Source organism: Pseudomonas sp. DY-1, assembly GCF_003626975.1.
Classification (GTDB): domain Bacteria; phylum Pseudomonadota; class Gammaproteobacteria; order Pseudomonadales; family Pseudomonadaceae; genus Metapseudomonas.
Genome location: NZ_CP032616.1, coordinates 3,544,810 through 3,563,286, shown reverse-complemented (window position 1 = coordinate 3,563,286; position 18,477 = coordinate 3,544,810). Strand labels below are relative to the sequence as shown.

Genomic DNA, 18,477 nt, shown 5'->3' with positions numbered 1-18,477 from the left:
AGTGCCGCGTTCTCTGAAAAAAGGTCCTTTTATCGATCTTCACCTACTGAAGAAGGTCGAAGTGGCGGTGGAAAAGAACGATCGCAAGCCGGTGAAAACCTGGTCGCGCCGATCCATCGTTCTGCCGCAAATGGTCGGTCTGACCATCGCTGTACACAACGGTCGTCAACATGTCCCGGTTCTCGTGAACGAAGACATGGTCGGTCACAAACTGGGCGAGTTCGCTGCCACCCGCACCTATCGCGGTCATGCTGCGGACAAGAAAGCCAAGCGTTAAGGGGTAAGGAACGATGGAAGTAGCCGCTAAGCTGTCGGGCGCTCGAATCTCCGCCCAGAAAGCCCGCTTGGTCGCCGACCAAATCCGCGGGAAGAAGGTGGGCGAAGCGCTCAACCTGTTGACTTTCAGCAGTAAGAAAGCCGCTGAAATCATGAAGAAAGTGCTCGAATCGGCCGTGGCCAACGCTGAGCACAACGAAGGCGCAGACGTGGATGACCTCAAGGTTTCCACTGTTTTCGTCAACGAAGGGCGTTCGCTGAAGCGCATCATGCCGCGTGCCAAGGGCCGTGCTGATCGCATCGTCAAGCGGTCTTGCCATATCACTGTCAAGGTTGCGGACAAGTAACGGAGTCGATCAGATGGGTCAGAAAGTACATCCCACTGGCATTCGCCTGGGAATCGTCAAGGAGCACACCTCCGTTTGGTACGCAGATAAGCGCACTTATGCCGACTATCTGTTTGCCGACCTGAAGGTGCGTGAGTACCTCCAAGACAAACTAAAAAGCGCGTCCGTAAGCCGTATCGATATTCATCGTCCGGCTCAAACCGCACGCATCACCATCCACACCGCTCGTCCCGGCATCGTGATCGGCAAGAAAGGTGAGGATGTTGAGAAGCTGCGTCAGGACCTGACCAAGCAAATGGGTGTGCCTGTGCACATCAACATCGAAGAGATCCGCAAGCCGGAGCTCGACGGTATGCTGGTTGCGCAGAGCGTAGCTCAGCAGCTGGAGCGTCGTGTGATGTTCCGTCGCGCCATGAAGCGCGCTGTACAGAACGCCATGCGCATTGGTGCCAAGGGCATCAAGATCCAGGTAAGCGGTCGTCTCGGTGGCGCTGAAATCGCCCGTACCGAATGGTATCGCGAAGGTCGTGTGCCCCTGCACACCCTGCGCGCCGATATCGACTACGCAACCTACGAAGCGCACACCACCTACGGTGTGATCGGTGTGAAGGTTTGGATCTTCAAAGGTGAGGTCATCGGTGGCCGCCAGGAAGAACTGAAGCCCGTAGCGCCCGCTCCTCGTAAAAAAGCTGCTAAGTAAGGGGTACGCCAAATGCTGCAACCAAAGCGTACGAAGTTCCGCAAGCAGATGACCGGCCACAATCGTGGTCTGGCTCAGCGCGGTAGCAAGGTCAGCTTCGGCGAGTTCGCGCTGAAGGCTACTGGCCGTGGTCGTCTCACTGCCCGTCAGATCGAGGCCGCACGTCGTGCCCTCACCCGTCACGTGAAGCGTGGCGGCAAGATCTGGATCCGCGTATTCCCGGACAAGCCCGTTACCAAGAAGCCCCTCGAAGTTCGTATGGGTAAAGGTAAGGGTGGCGTCGAGTACTGGGTAGCCCAGATTCAACCGGGCAAGGTCCTGTACGAGATCGAGGGTGTTTCCGAAGAGCTGGCGCGTGAGGCATTCGCCCTGGCCGCTGCAAAGCTGCCGCTCGCCACCTCCTTTGTTAAGCGGACGGTGATGTGATGAAAGCGAATGAACTTCGTGAAAAATCCGTACAGCAGCTGAACGAGCAACTGCTCGGCCTGCTGCGCGACCAGTTCAATCTGCGCATGCAGAAGGCAACTGGCCAGTTGGGGCAGTCTCACCTGCTCTCGCAAGTGAAGCGCGACATCGCTCGCGTGAAAACTGTGCTCAACCAGCAAGCAGGTAAGTAATCATGGCTGAAGCTCAGAAAACCGTCCGCACGCTGACCGGCCGCGTCGTCAGCGACAAGATGGACAAGACCATCACCGTTCTGATCGAGCGTCGCGTTAAGCACCCGATCTACGGTAAGTACGTGAAGCGCTCGACCAAGCTGCACGCCCACGACGAAACCAACCAGTGCCGTATCGGCGACAAGGTCACCATTCGTGAGACCCGTCCGCTGGCCAAGACCAAGTCCTGGGCCCTGGTGGAAGTCGTCGAACGTGCCGTGGAAGTCTAAGGACTAAGGGTCGGAGAAAGATATGATTCAGACTCAATCCATGCTCGACGTCGCTGATAACAGCGGTGCTCGTCGCGTTATGTGCATCAAGGTCCTTGGTGGTTCGCACCGTCGTTACGCCGGTATCGGCGACATCATCAAAGTGACCGTTAAAGAAGCGATCCCGCGCGGCAAGGTGAAGAAAGGCCAGGTAATGACCGCTGTTGTGGTTCGTACCAAGCATGGCGTTCGTCGCCCTGATGGCTCGATCATCCGCTTCGACGGCAACGCCGCCGTCCTGCTGAACAACAAGCAGGAGCCGATCGGCACCCGTATCTTCGGGCCCGTGACCCGTGAACTGCGTTCCGAGAAGTTCATGAAGATCGTCTCGCTCGCCCCCGAAGTGCTGTAAGGAGAAGCCGTCATGCAAAAGATTCGTCGTGACGACGAGATCATCGTCATCGCCGGCAAGGACAAGGGCAAGCGCGGTAAGGTGCTGAAGGTTCTCGCTGACAGTCGTGTGCTGGTCAGCGGTGTAAATCTGATCAAGCGCCACACCAAGCCGAACCCCATGGCCGGTGTCCAGGGCGGTATCGTCGAGCGAGAGGCGCCCATGCACCTCTCCAACGTAGCCATCTTCAATGCCGAGACCAACAAGGCTGATCGCGTTGGTTTCAAGGTTGAGGAAGGTAAGAAAATTCGTGTCTTCAAGTCGACCCAAAAGCCGGTTGATGCTTGAGCACTGCTAGGTAGAAAACCATGGCACGACTAAAAGAGATTTACCGGAAAGAAATCGCGCCGAAGCTGAAGGAAGAACTTCAGCTCGGCAACGTGATGGAAACTCCGCGCATCACCAAGATCACTCTGAACATGGGTCTGGGCGAAGCTATCGGCGACAAGAAAGTCATCGAAAGCGCTGTTGCTGACCTGGAAAAGATCACCGGCCAGAAAGCCGTCGTGACCTACGCCCGCAAATCCATTGCAGGCTTCAAGGTTCGTGAAGGCTGGCCGATCGGCGTCAAGGTCACCCTGCGCCGCGATCGCATGTACGAGTTCCTGGATCGTCTGCTCTCCATCTCCCTGCCGCGCGTGCGTGACTTCCGCGGCCTGAATGCCAAGTCCTTCGATGGTCGTGGTAACTACAGCATGGGTGTCAAAGAGCAGATCATCTTCCCGGAAATCGATTACGACAAAATCGATGCGCTGCGCGGTCTGGACATCACCCTGACCACCACCGCCCGTACGGATGAAGAAGGTCGTGCTCTGCTGCGCGCCTTCAAATTCCCGTTCCGCAACTGATTGGAGTAGGAACATGGCCAAACAGAGCATGAAGAACCGCGAGCTGAAGCGTCAGCAGACGGTTGCTAAGTTCGCCAAGAAGCGTGCTGAGCTGAAAGCTATCATCGCCAACCCGAACTCCACTGCGGAAGCTCGTTGGGAAGCGCAGGTAGCTCTGCAGAAGCAGCCCCGTGACGCCAGCGCCTCCCGCCTGCGTAACCGCTGCCGCATCACCGGTCGTCCGCACGGCGTTTACCGCAAGTTCGGCCTTGGCCGTAACAAGCTGCGTGAAGCTGCCATGCGCGGTGATGTACCCGGCCTGGTGAAAGCCAGCTGGTAATGATCGTCGGTGGGGCCGGCTTTGGTCGGCCCAGCCCAGGTCATCAGAATCAAGCCCCTTTTGGGGCTTGATTCGTTTCTGGAGTATCTCTAGAATGTCCGGCTCGCCCGGGCCTGGCATTAGTCCGTCCAGTGCTCGCGTGTGACTCTAGCCGCAAGGCTATTTCTTTTTGTATCAGGAGCATCTAGCCCATGAGTATGCAGGACCCGTTAGCGGACATGCTAACTCGTATCCGTAATGCCCAGATGGCTGAAAAGTCTGTCGTAAGCATGCCGTCCTCCAAACTGAAGGTGGCGGTAGCCAGCGTTCTGAAGAACGAGGGTTACATCACGGGATACCAAGTCAGCAGCGACATTAAGCCTCTGCTGTCCATCGAGCTGAAGTACTTCGAAGGCCGTCCGGTCATCGAAGAGCTGAAGCGCGTAAGTCGTCCTGGCCTGCGCCAGTACAAGTCCGTCGATCAGCTGCCGAAAGTACGTGGCGGCCTGGGCGTATCGATCGTATCCACCAACAAGGGTGTGATGACTGATCGTGCTGCTCGCGCTGCTGGTGTTGGTGGCGAAGTGCTTTGCACTGTGTTCTAAGGGGGTTGAAGCATGTCTCGCGTTGCTAAGAACCCCGTCAAGCTGCCCGCTGGCGTTGAAGTCAAGATCGCCGGCCAGCAGCTTTCGGTGAAGGGTGCCAAGGGCGCTCTGGAACTGAAAGTGCACTCGTCTGTGGAAGTGCTGCAGGAATCCGGTGAGCTGCGTTTTGCCGCTCGCAATGGCGACCAGCAGAACAAGGCCATGGCGGGCACCACCCGTGCGTTGGTGAACAACATGGTAATCGGCGTTAGCCAGGGCTTCGAGCGCAAGCTCCAGCTGGTGGGCGTTGGTTACAAGGCTCAGGCCAAAGGTCAGACTCTGTCCCTGGCTCTCGGCTTCTCGCATCCGGTGGATTACGAACTGCCGCAAGGCATTACCGCTGAAACCCCCAGCCAGACCGATATCCTGATCAAGGGCATCGACAAGCAGCTGGTCGGTCAAGTGGCCGCTGAGATTCGCGACTTCCGTCCGCCGGAGCCTTACAAAGGCAAGGGTGTACGTTACGCCGACGAAGTCGTCCGTCGTAAAGAAGCTAAGAAGAAGTAGGGCATAGCAAATGAGCGTAAAGAAAGAAACTCGTCTGCGTCGCGCTCGCAAGGCACGCCTGAAAATGCGCGAGCTGGAAGCCGTACGCCTCTGCGTGTACCGCTCCTCCCAGCACATCTACGCCCAGGTCATTTCGGCCGACGGCGCCAAGGTCCTGGCCAGCGCCTCGACCCTGGACAAAGAACTGCGTGACGGCGCCACCGGCAACGTCGACGCGGCCAAGAAGGTTGGTCAGCTGGTTGCCGAACGCGCGAAAGCCGCTGGCGTCACTCAGGTGGCATTCGATCGTTCTGGCTTCAAGTACCACGGCCGCGTCAAGGCGCTGGCTGATGCTGCTCGTGAAGGCGGGCTGGAGTTCTAAGTTATGGCAAATAACGAGCAAAAGCGCGACGAAGGCTACATCGAGAAGCTGGTTCAGGTTAACCGCGTTGCCAAGACCGTAAAAGGTGGTCGTATCTTCACCTTCACTGCGCTGACCGTAGTTGGTGATGGTAAAGGTCGTGTTGGCTTCGGTCGCGGCAAGTCCCGCGAAGTGCCTGCTGCCATTCAGAAAGCGATGGAAGCTGCACGCCGCAACATGATCCAGGTAGATCTGGATGGCACCACCCTGCAGTACCCGATCAAGTCCGCCCATGGCGCCTCCAAGGTGTTCATGCAGCCGGCTTCCGAAGGTACCGGTATCATCGCCGGCGGCGCCATGCGTGCCGTTCTGGAGGTGGCCGGTGTGCAGAACGTTCTGGCCAAGTGCTACGGCTCCACCAATCCGGTGAACGTGGTTTACGCCACTTTCAAGGGTCTGAAGAACATGCAGTCCCCTGAGTCGGTTGCGGCCAAGCGTGGTAAGAGCGTCGAGGAGATTCTCTAATCATGGCAACTGTCAAAGTAACGCTGATCAAGAGCGTTAACGGCCGTCTGGCTAACCACAAGGCTTGCGTCAAAGGTCTCGGCCTGCGTCGCATTGGTCATTCCGTAGAGGTCCAGGACACTCCTGAGAACCGCGGCATGATCAACAAGGCTTACTACCTTCTGCGCGTCGAGGGTTAATCCATGAAACTGAACGATCTGCGTTCCGCGCCGGGTGCCCGTCGCGAAAAGCACCGTCCGGGCCGTGGCATCGGTAGCGGCCTGGGTAAGACCGGTGGCCGTGGCCACAAGGGTCAGACCTCTCGCTCCGGCGGCACCATTGCTCCGGGCTTTGAGGGCGGTCAGCAGCCGCTGCACCGTCGTCTGCCGAAGTTCGGCTTCGTTTCCCTGAAAGCCATGGATCGCGCTGAAGTGCGCACCTCCGAGCTGGCCAAGGTGGAAGGCGATGTCGTAACTCTGCAGTCGCTGAAGGATGCCAACGTGATTAACCAGAACGTACAGCGTGTGAAAGTCATGCTGTCCGGCGACGTTACTCGCGCGGTCACCCTGAAAGGTATCGCCGCCACCAAAGGTGCGCGTGCGGCTATCGAAGCAGCTGGCGGTAAGTTCGAGGACTAAATGGCTAAGCAAGGTGCTCTCTCCGCGCTCAGCAATGGCGGGTTGTCCGAGCTCTGGGCTCGACTGCGTTTCCTGTTCCTGGCGATCATCGTCTACCGGATCGGCGCGCACATCCCAGTGCCCGGTATCAACCCTGACCGGCTGGCCGAGCTGTTCCGGCAGAACGAGGGGACCATTCTTAGCCTGTTCAACATGTTCTCCGGCGGTGCGCTGGAGCGGATGAGCATTTTCGCGTTGGGGATCATGCCGTACATCTCGGCATCGATCATCATGCAGCTCATGACCGCGATCAGCCCGCAGCTGGAGCAGTTGAAGAAGGAAGGTGAGGCTGGCCGTCGCAAGATCAGCCAGTACACCCGCTACGGCACTGTAGCCCTGGCATTGGTTCAGGCCATCGGCATGTCCGTTGGTCTGGCCAGTCAGGGTGTCGCTTTCTCGTCTGATTTCGGCTTCTACTTCGTGGCTGTCACCACCTTCGTGGCTGGTGCAATGTTCATGATGTGGCTGGGCGAACAGATCACGGAGCGCGGTGTCGGCAACGGTATCTCGATGCTGATTTTTGCTGGCATCGTGGCCGGTCTGCCGAGAGCGATCGGGCAGTCTTTCGAGTCTGCACGTCAGGGCGATATCAACATCTTCGCTCTGGTCGCCATCGGTCTGCTGGCAGTAGCGATCATCGGTTTCGTGGTGTTCATTGAGCGTGGCCAGCGTCGTATCGCTGTGCATTACGCCAAGCGTCAGCAGGGCCGCAAGGTCTTCGCTGCGCAGACCAGCCACCTGCCGTTGAAGGTGAACATGGCGGGCGTTATTCCGGCTATCTTCGCCAGCAGCATCCTGCTGTTCCCGGCCTCTCTGGGTGCCTGGTTCGGTCAGTCCGAAAGCATGGGCTGGCTGCAGGATGTCTCGCAGTCTATCGCTCCTGGTCAGCCGTTGAACATTCTGCTGTTTAGTGCAGGGATCGTCTTCTTCTGCTTCTTCTACACAGCTTTGATGTTCAATCCGAAAGACGTGGCGGAGAACCTGAAGAAGTCCGGTGCCTTTATTCCGGGTATCCGTCCGGGTGAGCAGTCGGCGCGCTATATCGATGGCGTACTGACCCGCTTGACCATGTTCGGTGCTCTGTACATGACGGCTGTTTGTCTGCTGCCCCAGTTCCTGGTGGTTGCAGCGAATGTACCGTTCTACCTTGGCGGGACCTCGTTGCTGATCGTGGTAGTGGTTGTTATGGACTTTATGGCCCAAGTACAATCCCACCTCGTTTCGCACCAGTACGAATCCCTGATGAAGAAAGCCAACCTGAAGGGCTACGGCAGCGGCATGCTCCGCTGACCCAGTTCCGTAAGGTTCTAGGAGTTACTGATGAAAGTTCGTGCATCGGTGAAAAAGCTGTGCCGCAACTGCAAGATCGTTCGTCGCGACGGTGTCGTTCGCGTGATCTGCAGCGCGGAACCGCGTCACAAGCAGCGCCAAGGCTGAGTGTGATTCACGCGTTATGAACCCGGCAGCTAGTGCGCTGCCGGGTTGATTATTCGTTTCTACAGCGCTAATATCTCGCGCCCTTTTCTTGGCTTCCGGGGCGTAGGTAGCTGTCAACTGGAGTTTCACTGAATGGCCCGTATTGCAGGCGTCAACATTCCAGATAACAAGCACACTGTTATCTCGCTGACCTACATCTACGGTGTTGGTCGCACCACTGCGCAGAGCATCTGCGCTACCACCGGTGTTAATCCGGCGGCAAAGATCAAGGATCTCTCTGACGAGCAGATCGAACAGCTGCGTGGCGAAGTCGCGAAGCTCACCACTGAAGGTGACCTGCGTCGCGAAATCAACATGAACATCAAGCGTCTGATGGACCTGGGCTGCTACCGCGGTCTGCGTCATCGTCGCGGTCTGCCTGTTCATGGCCAGCGCACCAAGACCAACGCGCGTACCCGTAAGGGCCCGCGTAAGCCGATCCGCAAGTAATTGCGCCCGCGAATCGACAGGAATTAAGTCATGGCTAAGCCTGCTGCTCGTCCTCGTAAGAAAGTCAAAAAGACAGTTGTGGATGGCATCGCCCATATCCACGCTTCTTTCAACAACACCATCGTGACCATCACCGACCGTCAAGGTAACGCTCTTTCCTGGGCTACCTCCGGTGGTTCGGGTTTCCGCGGTTCCCGTAAGAGCACCCCGTTCGCTGCCCAGGTTGCAGCCGAGCGCGCTGGTCAAGCCGCTCTGGAATACGGCCTGAAGAACCTCGACGTGAACGTCAAGGGCCCGGGTCCGGGTCGCGAATCCGCTGTGCGTGCTCTGAACGCCTGCGGCTACAAGATCGCCAGCATCACCGACGTGACGCCTATCCCGCACAACGGGTGCCGTCCGCCGAAGAAGCGTCGCGTGTAATAGGAGACAGTGAGAAATGGCTCGTTACATTGGTCCCAAGTGCAAACTGTCCCGTCGTGAAGGTACCGACCTCTTCCTGAAGAGTGGTGCTCGCGCGCTCGAATCCAAGTGCAACATCGAATCCGCTCCTGGTCAGCACGGCGCCCGTCGCGGCCGCCTGTCCGACTACGGCACCCAGCTGCGTGAAAAGCAGAAAGTGCGCCGTATCTACGGTGTTCTGGAGCGTCAGTTCGGCAACTACTACAAAGAAGCTGCTGCTCGTAAGGGCGCTACCGGCGAAAACCTACTGCAACTCCTTGAGTGCCGTCTGGACAACGTCGTGTACCGCATGGGCTTCGGCGCTACTCGCTCCGAGTCCCGTCAGCTGGTTTCCCACAAGGCCATCAGCGTCAACGGTCAGACTGTGAACGTTCCGTCCTACCAGATCAAAGCTGGTGACGTGGTTGCCGTTCGCGAGAAGTCGAAGAACCAACTGCGTATTGCCCAAGCCCTCGAACTGTGCGGTCAGCGTGGCCGTGTGGAGTGGGTTGAAGTTGACGCAGAGAAAAAGTCCGGCGTGTTCAAGAGTGTGCCGGCTCGCAGCGATCTGTCCGCCGACATCAACGAAAACCTGATTGTCGAGCTCTACTCCAAGTAAGGGCTAGAAAATAGGTGCATCCATGCAGAGTTCGGTAAATGAGTTCCTGACCCCCCGCCACATTGATGTGCAGGTGGTTAGTCCGACCCGCGCCAAGATCACGCTCGAGCCTCTCGAGCGTGGTTTCGGCCATACCCTGGGCAACGCGCTGCGTCGCATCCTGTTGTCCTCCATGCCTGGCTGTGCAGTAGTCGAGGCCGAGATCGATGGCGTACTCCACGAGTACAGCGCCATCGAGGGTGTTCAGGAAGATGTCATCGAGATCCTCCTGAACCTCAAAGGCCTGGCTATCAAGCTGCACGGCCGTGACGAAGTAACGCTGAACCTCTCGAAGAAAGGTTCGGGCGTGGTCACTGCTGCCGATATTCAGCTGGATCATGATGTCGAAATCGTCAACGGCGACCACGTGATCGCCAACCTGGCGGACAACGGCGTCCTGAACATGAAGCTCAAGGTGTCTCGCGGTCGTGGCTATGAGCCCGCCGATGCGCGCCAGAGCGACGAAGACGAGAGCCGCAGCATTGGTCGTCTGCAGCTCGACGCCTCGTTCAGTCCCGTCCGTCGTGTTGCCTACGTGGTTGAAAACGCCCGTGTGGAGCAGCGCACCAACCTGGACAAGCTGGTCATCGATCTGGAAACCAACGGCACCCTGGACCCTGAAGAGGCCATCCGTCGTGCCGCTACCATCCTGCAACACCAACTGGCTGCGTTCGTCGACCTGAAGGGCGACAGCGAGCCGGTAGTAGTTGAGCAGGAAGACGAGATCGACCCGATCCTCCTTCGTCCGGTTGATGACCTCGAGCTGACCGTACGTTCGGCCAACTGCCTCAAGGCGGAGAACATCTACTACATCGGTGACCTGATTCAGCGCACCGAAGTAGAGCTGTTGAAGACTCCGAACCTGGGCAAGAAGTCCCTGACCGAGATCAAGGACGTCCTGGCCTCCCGTGGTCTGTCCCTCGGCATGCGCCTCGACAACTGGCCGCCGGCAAGTCTCAAGAAGGACGACAAGGCGACTGCCTGATCGTCGTAATCACCGAACGTAGAAGTTTGGTAAGGAATTGAACCATGCGTCATCGTAAAAGTGGCCGTCACCTCAGCCGCACCAGCGCACACCGCAAGGCCATGTTCCAGAACATGGCGGTGTCGCTGTTCGAGCACGAACTGATCAAAACCACCCTGCCTAAAGCCAAGGAACTGCGCCGCGTTGCCGAGCCGCTGATCACCCTGGCCAAGGAAGACAGCGTTGCCAACCGTCGTCTGGCTTTCGACCGTACCCGTTCGAAGTCCGCTGTAGGCAAACTGTTCAACGATCTGGGCAAGCGCTACGCCAACCGTCAGGGCGGCTACCTGCGTATCCTGAAGTGCGGTTTCCGCGCTGGCGACAATGCTCCCATGGCTTACGTCGAGCTGGTTGACCGTCCGGTCGCTGGTGAAGTCGAAGCTGCTGCCGAGTAAGTCGGTCGTTGCATGAAAAACCGGGCCTAGTGCCCGGTTTTTTTATGTCTGAAATTTAACCTGTGTCTACCGATTCGGTTCTTTTAACAATTCGACTGCGGTGTGACGGGTAGATCGACACTCCTTTTTCGCCCAGCGAAGGAAATGAAACAGATCATGTGGGTGAGGCTTAAAGAGCCAGGAAACCAGCCTTGTGCGCTGTTCCACTTGTGCGAGTAGGGCAGATACACAGGGCATTTTCGACATCACCGGGGTTATGACGTGTGTTCCGCGGTTCATTGCTGACCTGCACTGGGCGCACTTCGATCAGTGCTTCCGCATTTCGGCAATGCCGTTCGCTCCGGGCTGGATTCGCGCAGGTACATTGCCCCCCACAAAAAAGGCCGGACATCGCTGCCCGGCCCTTTTCTTTACAGACCGTTGGATCAGGCGCGATCACGCTCCAGCAAGGGCTTGAGGAACCGCCCGGTGTGGGACTGCGCCATGTCTGCGACCTCTTCCGGGGTGCCGGTGGCGATGATCTGGCCACCCTTGGAGCCGCCTTCGGGTCCGAGGTCCACGAGCCAGTCAGCGGTCTTGATCACGTCGAGGTTGTGCTCGATCACTACCACCGTATTGCCGTGATCGCGCAGGCGATGCAGCACGTCAAGTAATTGCTGGATGTCGGCAAAGTGCAGGCCGGTGGTAGGTTCGTCGAGGATGTACAACGTCTTCCCTGTGTCGCGCTTGGAGAGCTCGCGAGACAGCTTCACCCGCTGCGCCTCCCCGCCGGAAAGTGTGGTCGCTGATTGACCCAGGCGGATGTACGACAGGCCGACGTCCATCAGGGTTTGTAGCTTGCGGGCAATGGCCGGTACCGCATCGAAGAACTCGCGGGCCTCTTCGATGGTCATCTCCAGCACTTCATGGATGCTCTTGCCCTTGTAGCGGATTTCCAGGGTCTCGCGGTTGTAGCGCTTGCCTTTGCACACATCGCAGGGCACGTAGATGTCCGGCAGGAAGTGCATTTCCACCTTGATCACGCCATCGCCCTGGCAGGCCTCGCAGCGGCCACCTTTGACGTTGAAGGAGAAACGCCCCGGGCCGTAGCCACGGGAGCGGGACTCCGGCACGCCGGAAAACAGTTCACGGATTGGCGTGAACAGGCCGGTGTAGGTCGCCGGGTTGGAACGGGGAGTACGACCGATTGGGCTCTGGTCGATGTCCACTACTTTGTCCAGGTGCTGGAGGCCATCGAAGCTCTCGTGGGCGGATGCCTCAAGGGAGGTGGCGCCGTTGAGTGCAGTGGCGGTGATCGGGAACAGCGTGTTGTTGATCAGGGTCGACTTGCCCGAGCCGGATACGCCGGTAACGCAGGTCAGCAAGCCCACTGGAATCTCCAAGTTCACCTGCTGCAGGTTGTTGCCGCTGGCACCCTTGAGCTTGAGGGACTTTTTCTTGTCGCGCGGGGTACGCTCGGCCGGCACTTGGATCTTCACGCGGCCGGACAGGTACTTGCCTGTAAGCGAGTTCGGATGAGCCATGACCTCGTCCGGTGTTCCTTCGGCGACGATCTGGCCGCCATGCACGCCGGCACCCGGGCCGATGTCCACGACATAGTCGGCGAGGCGGATAGCATCCTCATCGTGCTCGACCACTATTACCGTGTTGCCCAGGTTGCGCAGATGGGTGAGGGTCGCCAGCAGGCGTTCGTTGTCGCGCTGGTGCAGACCGATGGAGGGCTCGTCGAGGATGTACATCACCCCCACCAGGCCGGCCCCGATCTGGCTGGCCAGGCGAATGCGCTGCGCTTCGCCCCCGGACAGGGTATCGGCGCTACGGTCCAGGGTCAGGTAGTCGAGGCCGACGTTGACGAGGAACTGCAGGCGCTCGCGGATCTCCTTGAGGATCTTCTCGGCGATCTCGCCGCGCCTGCCGGTGAGGCTGAGCCCGCCGAAGTAGTCCGCTGCATCGCCCACCGGCAGGCCGGTTACCGCAGGCAGTGTCTTGTCACCGACCCATACATGGCGCGCTTCACGGCGCAGACGGGTACCTCGGCAGTCGGGGCAGGGCTGGGTGCTGAGGAACTTTGCCAGCTCTTCGCGCACGGTTGCCGATTCGGTCTCGCGGTAGCGGCGTTCAAGGTTGGGGATGATCCCCTCGAAGGGGTGCGAGCGCTTGACGATGTCGCCGCGATCGTTGAGGTAGCGGAAGTCCACATCCTCGCGGCCGCTGCCGAACAGGATCACCTTCTGGTGTTCGGCGGACAGCTCGTCGAAGGGTTTCTCCAGGCTGAAACCGTAGTGCGAGGCCAGCGAGCCAAGCATCTGGAAGTAGTAGACGTTACGCCTGTCCCATCCGCGAATCGCGCCTTCGGCGAGGGTCAGCTCGCCGTTGACCAGGCGCTTGGCGTCGAAGAACTGCTTGACCCCAAGGCCATCACAGGTGGGGCAGGCGCCGGCCGGGTTGTTGAAGGAAAACAGCTTGGGTTCCAGCTCGCTGATGGAGTGGCCGCAATGGGGGCAGGCGAAGCGGGCCGAGAAGATGATCTCGTCTCCTTCTTCGTCGTCCATTGGTGCCACCAGGGCGATGCCGTCGGCGAGGTTGATTGCGGTCTCGAACGATTCGGCGAGACGTTGCTGCAGATCGCCGCGGACCTTGAAACGGTCCACTACCACGTCGACAGAGTGCTTCTTCTGCTTGTCCAGCTTGGGCAGCTCGTCAAGCTCGTAGAGCTTGCCGTCCACGCGTGCACGGACGAAGCCCTGGGCGCGCAATTCCTCAAACACCGCCAGGTGCTCACCCTTGCGTTCGCGGATCACCGGCGCCAGCAGCATCAGCTTGCGGCCCTCGGGCAGGGCCAGCACCTGGTCGACCATCTGGCTGACAGTCTGGGCTTCCAGTGGCACATCGTGATCCGGACACCGCGGCATACCTACGCGGGCGTATAGCAGGCGCAGGTAGTCGTAGATCTCGGTGATGGTGCCGACGGTGGACCGCGGGTTGTGGGAGGTGGACTTCTGCTCGATGGAAATTGCCGGCGAAAGGCCTTCGATGGTGTCTACATCGGGCTTTTCCATCATCGACAGGAACTGCCGGGCGTATGCCGACAGAGACTCTACATAGCGGCGCTGGCCCTCTGCATAGAGAGTGTCGAAAGCCAGCGACGATTTGCCGGAGCCGGACAGGCCGGTAATCACGATCAGCTTGTCGCGGGGCAGGGTGAGGTCGACGTTCTTCAGGTTATGGGTACGTGCCCCACGGATCAGGATCTTGTCCACAACGGCCTCACTTGGCGGTCGGAAACCGCCGATTATACGGCCCGCCAAGGCGACGCGGCAAAGCGTCACGGCTGTCACGGAAACGGCCGGGACTGCTAGAATGCGCGGCATTTTTCGGGCTCCGGCAACAGCCGGGCACCCAGGAATGGGTGACCAGCCAGACAGGGGCGCATGACGCAGGCCCCGATCGTTCTCCCTTGAGGCACCTATGCACGATTCCCACTCTGAACGCATGAGCGGCAGCGAAACGCGCGCGGCCAGCAGCCTGGCCCTGGTGTTCGCTTTCCGTATGCTCGGCATGTTCATGGTATTGCCAGTGCTGGCCACCTACGGCCAGGACCTCGCCGGCGCCACCCCGGCCCTGATCGGCCTTGCAATTGGCGCCTATGGCCTGACCCAGGCCATTCTGCAGATACCCTTCGGCATCGTTTCCGACCGCATTGGCCGCCTGCCGGTGATCTACATCGGCCTGCTGATATTCGCCGCCGGCGCCGTTCTGGCGGCCAACGCCGACTCCATCTGGGGCGTGATTGCAGGGCGTGTTTTGCAGGGCGCCGGGGCCATTTCCGCGGCTGTCATGGCGTTGCTGTCCGACCTCACCCGCGAGCAGCACCGCACCAAGGCCATGGCCATGATCGGCATGAGCATCGGCGTGTCCTTCGCCGTGGCGATGGTGGTCGGCCCGCTGCTGACCCGTGCTTTTGGCCTCTCCGGGCTGTTCTGGGCAACCGCTATCATGGCACTGCTCGGAATCGTGATCATCGCCACCATGGTGCCGCGCGCGGCCCACCCGCTGCAGCATCGTGAGTCCGGTGTAGCGCGCCAGGCGCTGCTTCCGACCTTGAAACACCCAGACCTGCTTCGCCTGGACTTCGGCATTCTGGCCCTGCACGCCGTCCTCATGGCCAGCTTCGTCGCCCTGCCGCTGGCATTGGTGGAAAAGGCCGGACTGCCCAGGGAAGAACACTGGTGGGTCTACCTCACCGCGCTATTGGTGGGCTTCTTCGGCATGGTCCCCTTCATCATCTACGGCGAGAAAAAGCGTCAGATGAAACGTGTGCTGGTGGGGGCCGTTGCGGTGCTGTGTGTCTGCGAACTGTTCTTCTGGCAGTTCGGCGAGAGCCTTCGTGCGCTGGTATTTGGCACCATCGTATTCTTCACCGCCTTCAACTTGCTGGAAGCCTCGCTGCCCTCGCTAATCAGCAAGGTCGCCCCGGCCGGCGGCAAGGGCACGGCAATGGGCGTCTACTCCACCAGCCAGTTCCTCGGCGCAGCCGTAGGCGGCATCCTCGGTGGCTGGCTGTTCCAGCATGGCGGGCTGTCTACGGTATTCGTCGGCTGTGCGGTGGTCTGTGCGATTTGGTTGGCCATTGCTGTTACTATGCGTGAACCTCCGTACGTAACCAGCCTGCGCATGCCGCTCAGTGCAGCGGCTGTTGCCGATACCGGGCTGGTTGCGCGTTTGCTGGCTCTGCCCGGAGTGGCAGATGCCGTCGTGGTGGCCGATGAGGCGGCCATCTACATAAAAGTGGATACTGAAAAACTGGACCGCACGTCCCTGGAGCGCCTGATCGAGTCGGCCCCGGAACGTGCTGAAGCCTAGGAGAACGTCATGGCCCGTGGGGTTAACAAAGTCATTCTGGTTGGTAACGTCGGTGGTGATCCGGAGACCCGCTACCTGCCCAACGGCAACGCGGTGACCAACGTCACCCTGGCCACCAGCGAGTCCTGGAAGGACAAGCAAACCGGCCAGCAGCAGGAACGTACCGAGTGGCACCGCGTGGTGTTCTTCGGCCGTCTCGCCGAGATCGCCGGCGAGTACCTGCGCAAGGGTTCACAAGTCTACGTCGAAGGTTCCCTGCGTACCCGCGAGTGGGAAAAAGACGGCGTGAAGCGTTACACCACCGAAATCGTGGTCGACATCAACGGCCAGATGCAGCTGCTCGGCGGCCGTCCTGGCAGCGAAGGCGACGCACCGCGTGCTCCGCGCCCGCAGCGCGAGCCGCAGCAGTCTGCTCCGCAGCAGCGTCCGGCTCCGCAGCCAGCCGCCCAACCGGCTCCGGACTACGACAGCTTCGACGACGACATCCCGTTCTAGTCGAATCGCGCAAGCGAACAAACAAAGGCGCAGCCCTCGGGCTGCGCCTTTGTCGTTTCTGGCGTCGATACGGGAAGGGCGGATGAGTGTCATCGTACAACTCGCTGGGATATGATGGTCGCTCAGTTTTCGCCGAGATCGTATTTCGATATGGACAACCCAAGCGCCCAGCAACGTCCTCGCCGCAAGCATCGCAGCCTGGCCCAGGAGTTGGTGAGCGAGCTCTCCCAGCAAATCCAGGATGGCGTGATCAAACGGGGTGAAAAGCTGCCCACCGAGTCGGCCATCATGGAGGCACAGGGCGTTAGTCGTACCGTGGTTCGCGAGGCCATCTCGCGCCTGCAGGCCGCCGGGCTGGTAGAAACCCGTCACGGCATCGGTACCTTCGTGCTGGATACCCCGAGCCCCAGCGGCTTCCGCATTGATCCGGCGACCATCGTCACTCTGCGCGACGTCATGGCCATACTCGAACTGCGTATCAGCCTTGAGGTGGAGTCCGCCGGCCTTGCCGCGCAGCGTCGTAGTCCGGAGCAACTGGTGGCCATGCGCGAGGCGCTGGACAGCTTCCTCAAAGCTGCCCACGGCACCGACGCGGTGGCCTCCGACTTCCAGTTCCACCTGCAGATCGCCCAGGCTACGGGCAACCGATACTTCACCGACATCATGACCCACCTGGGGACAAGCATCATTCCTCGGACGCGCCTCAACTCCGCACGCATCGCGCATGACGATCGCGAGCACTACCTTGCGCGCCTGAGCCGCGAGCACGAAGACATCTACGAGGCAATTGCCCGCCAGGACAGCGATGCCGCTCGCGCGGCCATGCGCCTGCACCTGACCAACAGCCGTGAGCGGCTGCGTCAGGCCCACGAAGAAGCCGAGAAGGGGAGGGAGGCCTGAGGGGCTAGCCGCATGGAAACAGGGCCGCTATGTGCGGCCCTTTTTGTTTCCGGCGTGAGGGGGTGAAAAATTCTCTCTTTGGGAGTTGTCCTACAAGATCTGCTGTTGTATGTTGTCGTACAACATGATTGCCTGGCGGCCAACAAGGTCGACCTGACCTGGTCGCAAACAAGGTCGATCGATAGCTGCTCGTGCCATTTCCGGTCTATCCAGGGTCAAGCTGTATTGTGCTGTCTAAAGCCTTAAATGGATTTTTTGCGGGCAGGGTAGGCCGGTGCCGGGAAAACGGGCGATGAACGCACGGAAGGATGAACGGCAATTGATAGCAATTTTAGTTGTACGATAACGTATCTCATAAGCCGAATCACCGGCTTAACTCAAACCGCTTCGCAGGGTGCTCGAATAATGAATCCACAAGAACTCAAGTCCATCCTCTCCTCCGGGCTGCTGTCCTTCCCCGTCACCGACTTCGATGCCGCCGGTAACTTCAACGCTGCAAGCTATGTCCGTCGCCTGGAATGGCTGGCTCCCTACGGCGCCTCGGCGCTCTTCGCCGCGGGCGGTACTGGTGAATTCTTCTCCCTGGCGCCGGACGAGTACTCCGCTGTCATCAAGACTGCCGTCGATACCTGCGCCGGCAGCGTGCCGATTCTCGCAGGTGTTGGCGGCCCGACTCGCCTGGCTATCCAGTACGCCCAGGAGGCCGAGCGTCTTGGCGCCAAGGGTCTGCTGCTTCTGCCTCACTACCTGACCGAAGCAAGCCAGGAAGGCGTGGCCGCCCATGTCGAGCAGGTCTGCAAATCGGTGAACATCGGCGTGGTGGTCTACAACCGCAATGTCTGCCGCCTGACCCCGGCGCTGCTGGAGCAGCTGGCCGAGCGCTGCCCGAATCTGATCGGCTACAAGGACGGCCTGGGCGATATCGAGCTGATGGTCGCCATTCGCCGCCGTCTCGGGGATCGCTTCAGCTACCTGGGAGGCCTGCCTACCGCCGAGGTCTACGCCGCCGCCTACAAGGCGCTGGGCGTGCCGGTCTACTCCTCCGCCGTGTTCAACTTCATCCCGAAGACCGCAATGGACTTCTATAACGCCATCGCTCGCGACGACCACGAAACCGTGGGCAAGCTGATCGACGACTTCTTCCTGCCCTACCTGGAAATCCGCAATCGCCGCGCTGGCTATGCCGTCAGCATCGTCAAGGCTGGCGCGCGTATCGCTGGCTATGACGCAGGCCCGGTCCGCGCTCCGCTGACCGACCTGTTGCCCGACGAGTACGAGCGCCTTGCCGCGCTGATCGACGCCCAGGGCGCGCAGTGACCTG

General features: G+C 59.7%; 28 protein-coding genes. 27 read left to right on the top strand and 1 reads right to left on the bottom strand.

Features of this window, described 5'->3' with window-relative positions; genetic code table 11:
- Position 1: 1 nt before the first annotated feature.
- The 23 genes from rpsS to rplQ all read left to right on the top strand — a co-directional run bounded on the left by rpsS (position 2) and on the right by rplQ (position 10,898).
- Complete coding sequence (gene rpsS / locus D6Z43_RS16895; RefSeq protein WP_027590504.1) at positions 2–277, top strand: 30S ribosomal protein S19; 276 nt, start codon at positions 2–4, stop codon at positions 275–277.
- Positions 278–290: 13 nt separating this feature from the next.
- Positions 291–623, top strand: coding sequence for a 50S ribosomal protein L22 (rplV, locus tag D6Z43_RS16890; RefSeq protein WP_007161246.1), 333 nt, complete (start codon positions 291–293; stop codon positions 621–623).
- 13 nt (positions 624–636) lie between these two features.
- Positions 637–1,323, top strand: a complete 687-nt coding sequence (gene rpsC, locus D6Z43_RS16885) for a 30S ribosomal protein S3 (protein ID WP_028629286.1) — start codon at positions 637–639, stop codon at positions 1,321–1,323.
- 12 nt (positions 1,324–1,335) lie between these two features.
- Positions 1,336–1,749: a 50S ribosomal protein L16 gene (gene rplP, locus D6Z43_RS16880; protein WP_016490537.1), complete on the top strand. Its 414-nt coding sequence runs from the start codon at positions 1,336–1,338 to the stop codon at positions 1,747–1,749.
- A complete protein-coding gene (gene rpmC / locus D6Z43_RS16875; protein WP_016490538.1) occupies positions 1,749–1,940 on the top strand; it encodes a 50S ribosomal protein L29 in 192 nt (63 codons plus the stop codon). The genes rplP and rpmC overlap by 1 nt, the downstream gene beginning before the upstream one ends.
- A 2-nt stretch (positions 1,941–1,942) precedes the next feature.
- Positions 1,943–2,209 (top strand): 30S ribosomal protein S17, encoded by a 267-nt coding sequence (rpsQ, locus tag D6Z43_RS16870; protein ID WP_021219597.1) that lies wholly within the window; start codon positions 1,943–1,945, stop codon positions 2,207–2,209.
- 22 nt (positions 2,210–2,231) lie between these two features.
- Positions 2,232–2,600: a 50S ribosomal protein L14 gene (gene rplN / locus D6Z43_RS16865; protein WP_003448734.1), complete on the top strand. Its 369-nt coding sequence runs from the start codon at positions 2,232–2,234 to the stop codon at positions 2,598–2,600.
- A 12-nt stretch (positions 2,601–2,612) separates the two neighbouring features.
- On the top strand, positions 2,613–2,927 hold the full coding sequence (gene rplX, locus D6Z43_RS16860; RefSeq protein WP_077525964.1) for a 50S ribosomal protein L24: 315 nt from the start codon (positions 2,613–2,615) through the stop codon (positions 2,925–2,927).
- 20 nt (positions 2,928–2,947) lie between these two features.
- The gene (gene rplE / locus D6Z43_RS16855; RefSeq protein WP_077525965.1) at positions 2,948–3,487 is read left to right on the top strand and encodes a 50S ribosomal protein L5; all 540 of its coding nucleotides are present in this window, start codon (positions 2,948–2,950) and stop codon (positions 3,485–3,487) included.
- Positions 3,488–3,500: 13 nt separating this feature from the next.
- Positions 3,501–3,806 (top strand): 30S ribosomal protein S14, encoded by a 306-nt coding sequence (gene rpsN / locus D6Z43_RS16850; RefSeq protein WP_077525966.1) that lies wholly within the window; start codon positions 3,501–3,503, stop codon positions 3,804–3,806.
- 191 nt (positions 3,807–3,997) lie between these two features.
- The gene (gene rpsH, locus D6Z43_RS16845; RefSeq protein WP_016490543.1) at positions 3,998–4,390 is read left to right on the top strand and encodes a 30S ribosomal protein S8; all 393 of its coding nucleotides are present in this window, start codon (positions 3,998–4,000) and stop codon (positions 4,388–4,390) included.
- A 12-nt stretch (positions 4,391–4,402) separates the two neighbouring features.
- Positions 4,403–4,936 (top strand): 50S ribosomal protein L6, encoded by a 534-nt coding sequence (gene rplF, locus D6Z43_RS16840; RefSeq protein WP_077525967.1) that lies wholly within the window; start codon positions 4,403–4,405, stop codon positions 4,934–4,936.
- A 10-nt stretch (positions 4,937–4,946) separates the two neighbouring features.
- A complete protein-coding gene (gene rplR / locus D6Z43_RS16835; RefSeq protein WP_044872684.1) occupies positions 4,947–5,297 on the top strand; it encodes a 50S ribosomal protein L18 in 351 nt (116 codons plus the stop codon).
- A 3-nt stretch (positions 5,298–5,300) separates the two neighbouring features.
- A complete protein-coding gene (gene rpsE / locus D6Z43_RS16830; RefSeq protein ID WP_003448746.1) occupies positions 5,301–5,801 on the top strand; it encodes a 30S ribosomal protein S5 in 501 nt (166 codons plus the stop codon).
- Between the two features lie 2 nt (positions 5,802–5,803).
- Positions 5,804–5,980, top strand: a complete 177-nt coding sequence (gene rpmD / locus D6Z43_RS16825; RefSeq protein WP_120653277.1) for a 50S ribosomal protein L30 — start codon at positions 5,804–5,806, stop codon at positions 5,978–5,980.
- A 3-nt stretch (positions 5,981–5,983) separates the two neighbouring features.
- Entirely contained in the window at positions 5,984–6,418 is a 435-nt protein-coding gene (gene rplO / locus D6Z43_RS16820; protein ID WP_120653276.1) for a 50S ribosomal protein L15, read from the top strand.
- Positions 6,419–7,747 (top strand): preprotein translocase subunit SecY, encoded by a 1,329-nt coding sequence (secY, locus tag D6Z43_RS16815; RefSeq protein WP_120653275.1) that lies wholly within the window; start codon positions 6,419–6,421, stop codon positions 7,745–7,747.
- Between the two features lie 30 nt (positions 7,748–7,777).
- A complete protein-coding gene (rpmJ, locus tag D6Z43_RS16810; RefSeq protein WP_037025762.1) occupies positions 7,778–7,894 on the top strand; it encodes a 50S ribosomal protein L36 in 117 nt (38 codons plus the stop codon).
- A gap of 132 nt (positions 7,895–8,026) precedes the next feature.
- Positions 8,027–8,383 carry a 30S ribosomal protein S13 gene (gene rpsM / locus D6Z43_RS16805; RefSeq protein WP_077525972.1) on the top strand — a complete coding sequence of 119 codons (357 nt, stop codon included), beginning with the start codon at positions 8,027–8,029 and terminating at the stop codon, positions 8,381–8,383.
- A 30-nt stretch (positions 8,384–8,413) separates the two neighbouring features.
- Entirely contained in the window at positions 8,414–8,803 is a 390-nt protein-coding gene (gene rpsK, locus D6Z43_RS16800; RefSeq protein WP_003093689.1) for a 30S ribosomal protein S11, read from the top strand.
- A 16-nt stretch (positions 8,804–8,819) separates the two neighbouring features.
- A complete protein-coding gene (gene rpsD / locus D6Z43_RS16795) occupies positions 8,820–9,440 on the top strand; it encodes a 30S ribosomal protein S4 (RefSeq protein ID WP_069081980.1) in 621 nt (206 codons plus the stop codon).
- A 22-nt stretch (positions 9,441–9,462) separates the two neighbouring features.
- Positions 9,463–10,464 (top strand): DNA-directed RNA polymerase subunit alpha, encoded by a 1,002-nt coding sequence (gene rpoA / locus D6Z43_RS16790; protein WP_028629274.1) that lies wholly within the window; start codon positions 9,463–9,465, stop codon positions 10,462–10,464.
- Positions 10,465–10,508: 44 nt separating this feature from the next.
- Positions 10,509–10,898 (top strand): 50S ribosomal protein L17, encoded by a 390-nt coding sequence (gene rplQ / locus D6Z43_RS16785; RefSeq protein ID WP_077525974.1) that lies wholly within the window; start codon positions 10,509–10,511, stop codon positions 10,896–10,898.
- A gap of 425 nt (positions 10,899–11,323) precedes the next feature.
- On the opposite strand, the gene uvrA is transcribed toward rplQ, so the two are convergent.
- Complete coding sequence (gene uvrA, locus D6Z43_RS16780; RefSeq protein ID WP_120653274.1) at positions 11,324–14,158, bottom strand: excinuclease ABC subunit UvrA; 2,835 nt, start codon at positions 14,156–14,158, stop codon at positions 11,324–11,326.
- Between the two features lie 208 nt (positions 14,159–14,366).
- On the opposite strand from uvrA, the gene D6Z43_RS16775 reads away from it, so the two are divergent.
- From D6Z43_RS16775 to kdgD, 4 genes are all read left to right on the top strand, one after another.
- The gene (locus D6Z43_RS16775) at positions 14,367–15,761 is read left to right on the top strand and encodes an MFS transporter (RefSeq protein WP_120653273.1); all 1,395 of its coding nucleotides are present in this window, start codon (positions 14,367–14,369) and stop codon (positions 15,759–15,761) included.
- A 9-nt stretch (positions 15,762–15,770) separates the two neighbouring features.
- Positions 15,771–16,256, top strand: coding sequence for a single-stranded DNA-binding protein (locus tag D6Z43_RS16770; RefSeq protein ID WP_044872677.1), 486 nt, complete (start codon positions 15,771–15,773; stop codon positions 16,254–16,256).
- Positions 16,257–16,406: 150 nt separating this feature from the next.
- Positions 16,407–17,156 carry a FadR/GntR family transcriptional regulator gene (locus tag D6Z43_RS16765; RefSeq protein ID WP_120653272.1) on the top strand — a complete coding sequence of 250 codons (750 nt, stop codon included), beginning with the start codon at positions 16,407–16,409 and terminating at the stop codon, positions 17,154–17,156.
- A gap of 405 nt (positions 17,157–17,561) precedes the next feature.
- Positions 17,562–18,473 carry a 5-dehydro-4-deoxyglucarate dehydratase gene (gene kdgD, locus D6Z43_RS16760; protein ID WP_120653271.1) on the top strand — a complete coding sequence of 304 codons (912 nt, stop codon included), beginning with the start codon at positions 17,562–17,564 and terminating at the stop codon, positions 18,471–18,473.
- Positions 18,474–18,477: the final 4 nt, after the last annotated feature.